Source organism: Nonomuraea sp. NPDC001831 (genome assembly GCF_042892035.1).
GTDB lineage: Bacteria > Actinomycetota > Actinomycetes > Streptosporangiales > Streptosporangiaceae > Nonomuraea.
In genome coordinates this window covers 490,865-500,984 of the sequence record NZ_JBIATU010000005.1, presented here as the reverse complement: position 1 = coordinate 500,984, position 10,120 = coordinate 490,865, and the positions used below count along the sequence as shown (strand labels likewise).

General features: G+C 70.7%; 10 protein-coding genes. 5 read left to right on the top strand and 5 right to left on the bottom strand.

The window, feature by feature from the left end:
- Positions 1 to 58: 58 nt before the first annotated feature.
- From ACFYYW_RS20350 to ACFYYW_RS20335, 4 genes are all read right to left on the bottom strand, one after another.
- Positions 59 to 1,138: a hypothetical protein gene (locus ACFYYW_RS20350; RefSeq protein WP_387650544.1), complete on the bottom strand. Its 1,080-nt coding sequence runs from the start codon at positions 1,136 to 1,138 to the stop codon at positions 59 to 61.
- Positions 1,135 to 2,184: a TOMM precursor leader peptide-binding protein gene (locus ACFYYW_RS20345; protein ID WP_387650542.1), complete on the bottom strand. Its 1,050-nt coding sequence runs from the start codon at positions 2,182 to 2,184 to the stop codon at positions 1,135 to 1,137. The genes ACFYYW_RS20350 and ACFYYW_RS20345 overlap by 4 nt, the downstream gene beginning before the upstream one ends.
- 228 nt (positions 2,185 to 2,412) lie before the next feature.
- Positions 2,413 to 2,982 carry a dienelactone hydrolase family protein gene (locus ACFYYW_RS20340; protein ID WP_387650540.1) on the bottom strand — a complete coding sequence of 190 codons (570 nt, stop codon included), beginning with the start codon at positions 2,980 to 2,982 and terminating at the stop codon, positions 2,413 to 2,415.
- Positions 2,983 to 3,106: 124 nt separating this feature from the next.
- Positions 3,107 to 4,768 carry an endo-1,4-beta-xylanase gene (locus ACFYYW_RS20335; RefSeq protein ID WP_387650538.1) on the bottom strand — a complete coding sequence of 554 codons (1,662 nt, stop codon included), beginning with the start codon at positions 4,766 to 4,768 and terminating at the stop codon, positions 3,107 to 3,109.
- 262 nt (positions 4,769 to 5,030) lie between these two features.
- Here ACFYYW_RS20335 and ACFYYW_RS20330 point away from each other — a divergent pair, with 262 nt between their 5' ends.
- The 4 genes from ACFYYW_RS20330 (at position 5,031) to ACFYYW_RS20315 (ending at position 9,132) form a co-directional block, all read left to right on the top strand.
- A complete protein-coding gene (locus ACFYYW_RS20330) occupies positions 5,031 to 6,692 on the top strand; it encodes a class I adenylate-forming enzyme family protein (RefSeq protein ID WP_352324389.1) in 1,662 nt (553 codons plus the stop codon).
- Positions 6,693 to 6,919: 227 nt separating this feature from the next.
- The gene (locus ACFYYW_RS20325; protein WP_387650536.1) at positions 6,920 to 7,324 is read left to right on the top strand and encodes a hypothetical protein; all 405 of its coding nucleotides are present in this window, start codon (positions 6,920 to 6,922) and stop codon (positions 7,322 to 7,324) included.
- A gap of 51 nt (positions 7,325 to 7,375) precedes the next feature.
- Entirely contained in the window at positions 7,376 to 7,735 is a 360-nt protein-coding gene (locus tag ACFYYW_RS20320; RefSeq protein WP_387650534.1) for a nuclear transport factor 2 family protein, read from the top strand.
- 104 nt (positions 7,736 to 7,839) lie between these two features.
- Positions 7,840 to 9,132 (top strand): MFS transporter, encoded by a 1,293-nt coding sequence (locus ACFYYW_RS20315; RefSeq protein WP_387650532.1) that lies wholly within the window; start codon positions 7,840 to 7,842, stop codon positions 9,130 to 9,132.
- Positions 9,133 to 9,188: 56 nt separating this feature from the next.
- On the opposite strand, the gene ACFYYW_RS20310 is transcribed toward ACFYYW_RS20315, so the two are convergent.
- Positions 9,189 to 9,422: a hypothetical protein gene (locus ACFYYW_RS20310; RefSeq protein ID WP_352327924.1), complete on the bottom strand. Its 234-nt coding sequence runs from the start codon at positions 9,420 to 9,422 to the stop codon at positions 9,189 to 9,191.
- A gap of 80 nt (positions 9,423 to 9,502) precedes the next feature.
- Here ACFYYW_RS20310 and ACFYYW_RS20305 point away from each other — a divergent pair, with 80 nt between their 5' ends.
- Positions 9,503 to 10,117: a Uma2 family endonuclease gene (locus tag ACFYYW_RS20305; protein WP_387650530.1), complete on the top strand. Its 615-nt coding sequence runs from the start codon at positions 9,503 to 9,505 to the stop codon at positions 10,115 to 10,117.
- The last annotated feature ends 3 nt before the right edge of the window (positions 10,118 to 10,120 follow it).

Below are 10,120 nucleotides of genomic sequence, written 5' to 3'. Positions count from 1 at the left end.
CAGTGCGGCCTGCGCCGGTCGTCCCAAGAGGCCGGGGCTGTGCGGCCTGCGCCGGTCTTCAGGGGGACGGGCGGCGGGCCGAGGCGAGCAGGCGGCGGGCGAGTACGGCGAGGTAGAGCGCCCAGCCGGCGCCGACGACGGCCAGGGCGGCGACCGGCTGCCAGCCCGGCAGCTCCTCGACGGCCCGCCGGCACACGGCGACCGTCACCGGGATCGTGTAGAGCGCGAAGAAGGCCAGCCCGAGCACCCGTCCTGCCACGAGGAACCAGGCGTACACCCGCACGCCGCGCGGCGCCGTACGGGTGCGCCGCGCCCGCAGGTACGCCTGCGCGTCGGCCATGAGGTTCTTGTTGCCGCCGGCGTTGGCGATGGCGTAGTAGACGTCGGTGCGCATGAAGAACAGGAACTGCCAGGCGATCTGCGACAGGCAGATGACGACGACCAGCCGCACCACGGGCAGGTCGGCGGCGTACAGCACGCAGGTCCCGGCGCAGGCGAGGAACCAGTCCACCCGCATGCCCGCCAGGTGGGCGCGGTAGCGGGCGCGCCTGGGCACGCCCCAGATGCCGGTGATCCTGGTCTGCACGACGAGGAACTGCAGGCGGGTGCCGAGCGACAGCTCGGCCCGCACGCCGAGCGACCGGGCCGCGGCGATGTGGCCGAGCTCGTGCACCAGCACCAGCAGCCAGGAGCCCGCGGCGAAGGCGACGGTGAAGGTGAGGCTGTCCGACCAGACCAGCGAGGAGAACGAGGGCAGCACGCCGGGCCTGGCGACCGTCGCGGCCAGGGCGCACACGGTCAGCGCGGCCAGCACGGCGTGCGCCGGGCGGGAGAACAGCCAGGCCACGTGGCCGGGCCTGATCCGGTCCCACAGGTTGGGCGGACGTTGCGGCGGCCCGAGCAGCCCGGCCGCGCCGAGCCCGGTCACGAACTCGGCGACGTCCACGTCCAGGCCGCGTTCGGCCAGGACCAGGGCGCGGGCCTCGGCGGCCGTCCTGGTGCCGTCGAGCGCCTCCACCACGGCCGCCGCCACGCCGGGCACGTTGACGAACGTCTCGCCGTTGCCGATCACGTAGTCGTCGGGGCCGTCGGCCACCACGCTGAGGAACGACAGGTCCGTCAGCGGCTCGGCCTTCACCCGCACACCTCGCAGCCGTCGCGGCGGTCGAAGTCGTAGGCCGTGGTGGTCAGCGTGAGCAGGTCGAGCCAGAGACTGCGGCCCTCGACGGCGGGAGCTCCGGTGCCGGTCAGGAAGCGGATCACCTCGGACGCGAGCATGCCCGACACGATCCCGCACAGCGGCCCGAACGACGGGATGGCCCGTCCGGGATTGTCGTTGGCGGGCAGGACGGTGGAGCCGTACCGCACGGCCAGGGCGGCCTCCTGGCAGGCCAGGCAGCCGGTCTTGCCGGGCACGACCAGCGGCCCGAGCAGGCCGACGTGCTGGTTGAAGCCGCCGGTGACGAACGGCGTGCCGGCCCGCACGCAGGCCTCGTTGACCCAGCGGCGGATGTGCGGCTGCGGGGTGTCGACGGTGTTGACCACGAGGTCGGCGTCGGTGACGACGTCGGAGGGGCCGGTGATGCGCCGCTCGACGCGGGTGACGCGGACGTCCGGGCAGTGCTCGCGCAGCCTGCGGGCGGCCGCGGCCGTCTTGGGCTCGCCGAGGTCGCGGACGGTGTAGAGGTGCTGGCGGTGCAGGTTGCCGATCTCGACGCGGTCGTCGTCGAGCAGGGTCAGGCGACCGACGCCGGAGGTGGCGAGATGCAGGGCGACCTGGCCGCCGATCGCGCCGGCGCCGAGCACCGCCACGTGCCGGGCGGCGAGGTCGCCGAGCGCGGCCACGGCCCGCTCGGCCGGCTGGAACATGGCCATGAACAGCGCGAACCTGGACAGCCGGGCGTCGGCGGCGAGCGTGCCGAGCTCGGCGTCGGTGACCAGGAAGCGGGCCGCACGCAGCTGTTCGACGGCCGAGTCGATCTCGGCGGGGGTGAGGTCGTCGAGGAGGTCGTACAGGTCGGACTGCTCGACGGGGGTCTCGGCGCACAGGCGCAGCAGGCGGCGCAGGGGCGGCGGCGCCGGGTCGAGGATCTGGCCGGTCGGGGGGAAGTCGCCGAGCCGGACGCGCCCGCGGGCGTCGTCGATGAACAGGGGGAAGACCGGATTCACCTGAATCCTGGGCATGAAGGCGGCTCCCGGGCGAGTGAGGGCCTCCCGCGGGGTCGGGCCGCGTCGCGGGAGGCCCGAAGAGGTCAGCAGCTGTTGCTGTTACCGGTGGTCTCGACTTCTTCGACCTTCTTGATCTCGATCGTCATGAGCGATCCTTCCGTCGATCTTGATGGGCCGATGAGATCATAAAGTAAAGATCGCCCCTTTTGATAGACCCAAGTACGAAATATCCGCGAAATCGTCTTATATCCGCGCAATAAAGTCGCGGGAACGTTTCCACATTAGCGCCGCCGACTCTTCCGAGTATCCGGGAAGATCGGGATCGGCGAACAAGTGCACATTTCCCGGATAAATGAAGCACTCGAATAACGGCCCCAGCTCCGTCCGCAGACTGCGGACGTCACCGGCGTCCACCCACGGGTCGCCCTCCGCGTAGTGGAGCTGCACCGGCACCGAGACCGGCCACCCCTGCGCGCTCACCTCGGCCACGGCCGCGCAGCCGTGGTAGAGCAGCAGCCCCCGGGCCAGCGGGTGCGTGGCCGCCAGGAGCTGGGCCCCGAACCCGCCCAGCGAGAACCCGGCGAACACCACCGGCCCGCGCGCCTGCGCGGCGATCTCCCGCCAGCGGCGCGCGAGCTCGTCGAAGCCGATCGCGTCCCGTTTGCGCAGCCCGGATTCGAGGTCGTCGAAGACCTCGCCGTCGTAGTAGTCGGGCGTGCGCACGACGTGCCCGCCCGCGCGAAGCGCCTCCGCGGCCCCCATTACCCCCGGTCGCAGGCCCTGTGCGGAGTGCAACAGGATGATCTCTGCCATGTGCACTGTGTACCATCGCGCGCAGGCCCCACCAAGGGCCCCGTTCGGGCACCCTCCCGTGCCCCGCCGCGCCGGCGTGCGGGTCCCCGGGCGGTGGCCATGTCCGCCCGGGGAGGTCGCGCGGTCAGGCGCAGGTGTAGGCGGACGGCGTCGCGGTGTCGCCGCCCGGCCTGCTGACCTGGAACCCGAAACTGGTGCTCGCGCCGGGCGCGAGCGTGCCGTTGTACCCGGCGTTCCTGGCGGTGACGTTCTGCCCGCTGACGGTGACGGCGGCGTTCCAGGAGCCGGTCAGGGTGTGCCCGGCGGGCAGGGTGAAGGTGACCGTCCAGCCGTTGATCTGGGACGTGCGGGTGTTGGTGACGGTCACGGGCTGGATGACGTACCCGCCGCTCCACTGGGTCTGCACGGTGCCCGCTGCCGTGCAGCCGCCTCCGCCGCCCCCGGTCAGGGTGGTGAAGGTGACCGCCGGGGACTCGCCGGACAGGTTGCCCGCGCCGTCGCGCGCCCGCACGTAGACCTGGTACTGGGTGGCCGCGGTCAGGCCGGTCAGGTTGATGCTGTTGCCGGTGGACTGGCCGAGCTGGGTGTCGGTGCCGCCCTGCTCGCGGTAGACGTTGTAGCCGACCAGGCCGCTGCCGCCGGTGTCGGTGGAGGCGGCCCAGGTGAGGGTGGCCGAGTTCGCGGTGACGTTGCCCGCGGTGGGGGCGCCCGGCGTGCTGGGCGGGGTGGTGTCGGTGGAGGCGCCGCCGGCCAGGGCGTCGTGCACGGCGGTGTACGACGGCTTCTGCTGGTAGCTCTCGTTGTAGATCAGCGCGGCGCCCTGGCCGGGGAAGGTGTCGGGCACCCAGGAGTACTTGTCGGTGAAGCCCCAGATCGTCACGCCCTGGCAGGCGGTCACCGCGAGGCAGGCGTTGACGACGTTGCGGTAGTAGGTGGCCTGGGTGGCGTCCTTGGCGGCGTCCCTGGGGGTCTGCATGCGCACGTCCAACTCGGTGATCCGGACCTGGACGCCGAGCGCGGCGAAGCGCTGCAGGTTCTGCTGGAAGTCGCTGGGGAAGCCGTACTGGATGGCCAGGTGGGACTGGAAGCCGACGCAGTCGATCGGCACGCCCTGCTGGCGCAGCGAGGAGACCAGGTTGTAGATCGCCGTGCTCTTGGCGTTGATGCCCTCGGTGTTGTAGTCGTTGATGCACAGCTTGGCGTCGGGGTCGGCGGCGCGGGCGGCGCGGAAGGCGTCGGCGATGTAGCCCGAGCCCAGCGTGTTGTACCAGAACGACGTGCGCAGGTTGCCGTTGTCCTCGAAGACCTCGTTGACCACGTCCCACGAGACCACGGCCGGGTTGTCGGCGAAGTGGCCGACGACGTTGGCGATGTGGTTCTGCATGGCCGCGCGCATCGCGGTCGCGCTCAGGCCCTGCACCCAGCCCGGCGTCTGGTTGTGCCACACGAGGGTGTGGCCGTGCACCTGCTGGTCGTTCTGGGCGGCGAAGGCGACGATCGCGTCGGCGCCGGAGTAGTTGAACTGGCCCTGGCTGGGCTCGGTGGCGTCCCACTTCATCGCGTTCTCGGCGGTGACCTGGCTGAACTCGGTCGCCGCGATGGTGCGGTAGGACGTCTCGCCGGACAGCGGGCCGGTGGCGAGCGCCGTGCCGATGAACTTGCCCTTGGCGGACGCGTGCGTGCGCAGCGGCGCCGAGGCGTCGGCGGAGGTGGCGGGGAGGAGGAAGGCTGCGAGAATCCCCAGCAGGGCGAGGACTCTGACGGACAGGGACGAGAGCACGGGCATCTACCTCCGGAGGCAGGCACTCGATTCCGAAAACTTTCGATCCGCGGCGGATCGCATCGCAGACGGTATTGACATGCGTGAGAACGGTCAATGCCGATCCCACGCAGCCCCCAAAAGAGCAGTTGGCGAGCGAAAGATATCGGCTTATCCATGAAACTTTCACGGGCACCCGCCCCCAGGGTTTTGGCTGCTCTAGCGCGACGTACCTACCGGTCGGTACTGTGAAAGCCCGGAATAATCGTCTGATGCGGGAGTTCTGCGCATGTCCCTTTCGCACGCCCAGGTCCAAGCCCAGCTCACCGGCCCCGGCCAGCTTTTCGAGACCGAGGAGATCGGCGACACCGGGGTACGCACGTGGAAGCACGCGCCGGCACACTTCCGCGCCCTGCTGGAGACCAGCAGGTTCCACGGCGAGCAGGTCTTCCTGGTCTACGAGGACGAGCACATCACGTTCGAGGAGCACTTCCGCCGCGCCGCCACCCTGGCCGGCCGCCTCGTCGAGGAGTACGGCGTCACCAAGGGCGACCGCGTCGCCATCGCCATGCGCAACTACCCGGAATGGGTGGTCTCGTTCTCGGCCGCGCTGGCCGCCGGAGCCATCGCCGTACCGCTGAACGCCTGGTGGACGGAGGCCGAGCTGGCCTACGGCGTGCGCGACTCGGGGGCCAAGGTGCTGATCGCCGACGGCGAGCGGGCGGTCAGGCTGGCCTCCACGGGCGTGCCGATGATCGTGACCAGGGGCGAGGCGCCCGAGGGCGCGCGGTCGTTCGACGACGTGCTGGGCGAGGTCACCGCCGACGTGCGGCTGCCCGACGTCGAGCTGTCCCCCGAGGACCCGGCGACGATCTTCTACACCTCCGGCACCACCGGCCGGCCCAAGGGCGCGCTGGGCAGCCACCGCAACCTCGGCCAGTCCCCCATGACCGTGGCCTACGGCCTCGTCCGCTCGGTCACCATGGCCGGCAAGGACGCGGGCGCGGCGGCGAGCGTGCGCCGGGTGACGCTGCTGACCGTGCCGCTGTTCCACGTCACCGGCTGCTTCTCCGCCATGATCACCTCGATGTTCACCGGCGGCGGCGTGGTGCTCATGTACAAGTGGGACCCCGAGCAGGCGCTGCGGCTGATCGAGCGCGAGCGCGTCACCACGATGATCGGCGTGCCGACCAACGCCTGGCAGCTCATGTCGCACCCCGACTTCGGCAAGTACGACCTGTCGTCGCTGACCACGCTCGGCTACGGCGGCGCCCCCGCCCCGCCCAAGCTGCTGGAGCGCATCACCACGAACCTGCCCGACCGCGCCCCCTCCAACGGCTACGGCATGACCGAAACGACCGCCCTGGCCATCGGCAACGGCGGCGCCGAGTACCACGCCAGGCCCGACAGCATCGGCATGCCCTCGGCCGTCGTGGACGTGCGCGTGGTGGACCCCATGGGCGCCGAGCTGCCCGCCGGCGAGGTGGGCGAGCTGTGCGTACGCGGCCCGAACGTGATCATGGGCTACTGGAACCAGCCCGAGGCCACGGCGCAGACGTTCGTGGACGGCTGGCTGCACACCGGCGACCTGGCCAGGATCGACGAGGAGGGCTTCGTCTACATCGTGGACCGCGCCAAGGACATGGTGATCAGGGGCGGCGAGAACGTCTACTGCGCCGAGGTCGAGGCCGCCCTGTTCGAGCACCCGGCGGTGGACGACGTGGCGGTGATCGGCGTCCCGCACGACGAGCTGGGCGAGGAGGTCGGCGCGGTGATCCGGCCGGCGCCCGGCCGGTCGGTCACGCCCGAGGAGCTGCGCTCGTTCCTGGCGGACCGGATCGCCAAGTTCAAGATCCCGGCGCACGTGTGGTTCCGCGAGGGCGAGCTGCCCCGCAACCCCGGCGGCAAGATCCTCAAGACCCACCTGCGCCGCGAGGTCCTCGGCTCCTGACCGTCCCCTCCCGGGACGCCGTACCATTCCGGACCCGGCTTCCGGGACCCGCACCCTCCTGAAACCCCTCCGGGGCGCCTCCGCAAGGAGGCGCCCTGTTCTTTTTCCCCGAAGAACCCGCAGGCCAGAGAGCGGTTCGCGGACTTCATTACCTGGCGCGTAATCGCGGCCCCTACGCCCCGGCTGACATCGTTCAAGTGTCGCAACCAGCACTTGAAGGAGCCAAGATGACCGCCCTCACCGTCACCGCCGACCGGACCAGGTTCCTGCGCCTCGCACTCGCCGCGGACGCCGTCGTCACCGGCGGCAACGGGCTGGCCTACCTGGCTCTGGCCGGCCCCGCGAGCGACCTGCTCGGCCCGGGCGCGGGCCTGCTGCGCGAGATCGGGATCTTCCTGCTCGTGTACGGCGCCGCCGTCGGCCTGCTGGCCTCCCGCCCCGCGATCAACCCGGCCGCCGTCAAGGCCGTCATCGGCCTGAACATCGCCTGGACCCTGGGCAGTGTGGCCGCCGTCGTGACCGGCGCGCTCGAGTTCAGCACGCTGGGCGCCGTCTGGGCCATCGCCCAGGCCCTGGTCGTGGGCCTGTTCGCCGAGCTGCAGATCACCGGCCTGCGCCGGACCCGCCGCTAGCACCTCTCCTGAGAACCGTTGAAAGAACTCCTTGCAGAAAGTGAGATCGTCATGACCACCGAACTCGTCGAGCGCTACGTCGCCGCCTGGAACGAGACCGATGCCGACGCCCGCGCCAAGGCCGTCGCCGAGCTGTGGACCGAGGACGCGACCTACACCGACCCCATGGCCGACGTGGCCGGGCACGCCGGGATCGCCGCCGTGATCGAGGGCGCGCAGGGCATGTTCCCCGGCCTGGTGTTCACGCCGGGCGAGGTGTTCGACGCCCACCACCACATCGCCCGCTTCACCTGGCACCTCGGCCCGGCCGGCGAGGAGCCCCTGGCCGTCGGCTTCGACGTGGTCGAGCTGGCCGAGGACGGCCGCATCCGCAAGGTCCTCGGCTTCCTCGACAAGGTGCCCGCCGCCTGACACCCCTCCCGCGAAGGCCCCCGGTCCCCCCGGGGGCCTTCGCCGTTCTTAAATGATTTGCCCTCATCGCGGACGTGGTCCGACAATCAGACTTCGTGCCACTTATGCGCCTGCTCCGTCAGCTCTCCCCCGACCTGAGCCCGCTGCGCGACTCCCGCGACTACCGGCTGCTGTTCGGCGCCGGTGTCGTCACCATGTTCGGCACGATGATCACCATGGTGGCGCTGCCGTACCAGATGAAGGAGCTGACCGGTTCCTACGTCGCGGTCGGGCTGATGAGCCTGGCGGAGTTCGTGCCGATGGTGGTGTGCGGGTTGTGGGGCGGCGCGATCGCCGACGCGCTCGACCGCCGCCGGATCATCGTGCTGAGCGAGCTCGGCCTGCTGGTCACCACCGCCGCCCTCGTGGTCAACGCGATGCTCCCCCACCCGCAGGTCTGGGTCCTGTACGTGATGGGCGCCCTGTCCACCGGCATCGCCTGCCTGCAGCGTCCGAGCCTGGAGGCGGTGATGCAGCAGGTGGTCCGGCACGATCAGCAGGCCGCGGCGGCGGTGCTGAACAGCCTGCGCTGGAACGTCGGCGCGATCGTCGCCCCGGCGCTGGGCGGCCTGCTGCTGGTGCACCTCGGCACGCACGTCGCCTACGCCATCGACACGGCGACCTTCGTGCTGTCCCTGGCGCTGCTGTGGCGCATCAGCTCGCTGCCGCCCGTCGAGGACGCCGCGCCCGCCTCGCTCAGGTCGCTGGTCGAGGGCGTGCGGTACGCCACCGGTCGCGGCGACCTCATGGGCACGTACCTGGTGGACATCGCGGCCATGGTGTTCGCCATGTCCAACGCGCTGTTCCCGTTCCTGGCCGACGAGCTGCGCTCGCCCGAGTCGCTCGGCCTGCTGTACTCGGCCGCCGCCGTGGGCGCGCTGGCCGCCTCGGTGACCGGCCGCTGGACGGCCCGCGTCCAGCGGCAGGGCCTCGGCGTGATCGTCGCGGCGGCGCTGTGGGGGGTGGCGATGACGCTGACCGCGCTGGCCCCGAGCGTGTGGCTGGTCTTCCTGTGCATCGCGCTGGCCGGCGCGGCCGACATGATCAGCGGCATCTTCCGCACGACGATGTGGAACCAGACCATCCCGCAGGAGCTGCGCGGGCGGCTGGCGGGCATCGAGCTGCTGTCGTACGCCAGCGGCCCGATGCTGGGCAACGCCCGCGCGAGCCTGATGGCCAACTTCGGCGGCACCCGCTTCTCGCTGGGCGCGGGCGGCCTGCTGTGCGTGGGCGCCGTCCTCGGCCTGGCCGCCGCCCTGCCCGGGTTCCGCCGCTACGACGCCAGAACCGACGAACACGCGATCGCCGAACGCGCCCGCCGCCTCGAACAGCCGTCCGACCAGCCCACCCCGGCCTGACCGACCGGCCCACCCCGGCCTGACCGACCGGCCGACCCATCGGCCGGCGCGGGGCCCTACTCCGGCTCCCGCCAACCGTCGTACCGCTCCACCAGCTCATCGACCTGGCCGAGGGCTTGCTCGTCGAGCCCCTCCACGACGACGAGCCACTGGGCGTCCTCGGCGTCGTCCTCACCCGCGAGCGTCTCCCGTACCACCCGCGGCACGCCGAGCCCCGGGAACCACTCCCCCAGCGTCTCGGCGACCTCCTCGGCATCCCCACGCTCGCCGAACACCAGCAACTGCCTCATGCCCCACATTCTCCCGCGAGTTGCACACGTGTACGTTCGTTCACCGAGCGTGCACGGAATACATTGGTTAGCGTTGGACCATGACTGCCGAAGCGGTGATCCTCAAGATGGAGTCCTCTTCTTCACTCCCGGACTGGGCCTTCCCTCCGCCGCAGGGCTACGTCGCCGAAGACCTCGATCACATTCCGGATCTGCCTGCGCACACAGAGTTGATTGATGGAAGCTTGGTCTTCGTGAGCCCCCAGCAACGCTTCCACCACAACGTGATTTTCGGTCTGCACCAAGCGCTCGCCGATGCCGCACTCGACCACCTCCAGGTCTGTCAGGAGATGACCGTTAAGCTGGGGCCCAAGCAGCGGCCCGAGCCCGACCTGATCGTTCTGGGGCCGGAAGCGCCCTCTGATGAGGCGGTGACCTGCTACCAAGCCAAAGATGTCATCCTCGCCGTCGAAGTGGTCTCACCCGACTCCGAGGAGCGCGACAGGAAGCGCAAGCCCACCCTCTACGCCGAGGCGGGCATCCCCCACTTCTGGCGCATCGAGAAGGCCAGCGCGCTGCCTGTGGTCTACGTCTACGAGCTCGACCCCGCCACCGGTACCTACATCGGCACCGGTGTCCACCATGACCGGCTCAAGCTGACCGTGCCGTTCGACATCGACATCGACCTCACCGCCCTCGGCCGGCGCCGCAAGTAGAAA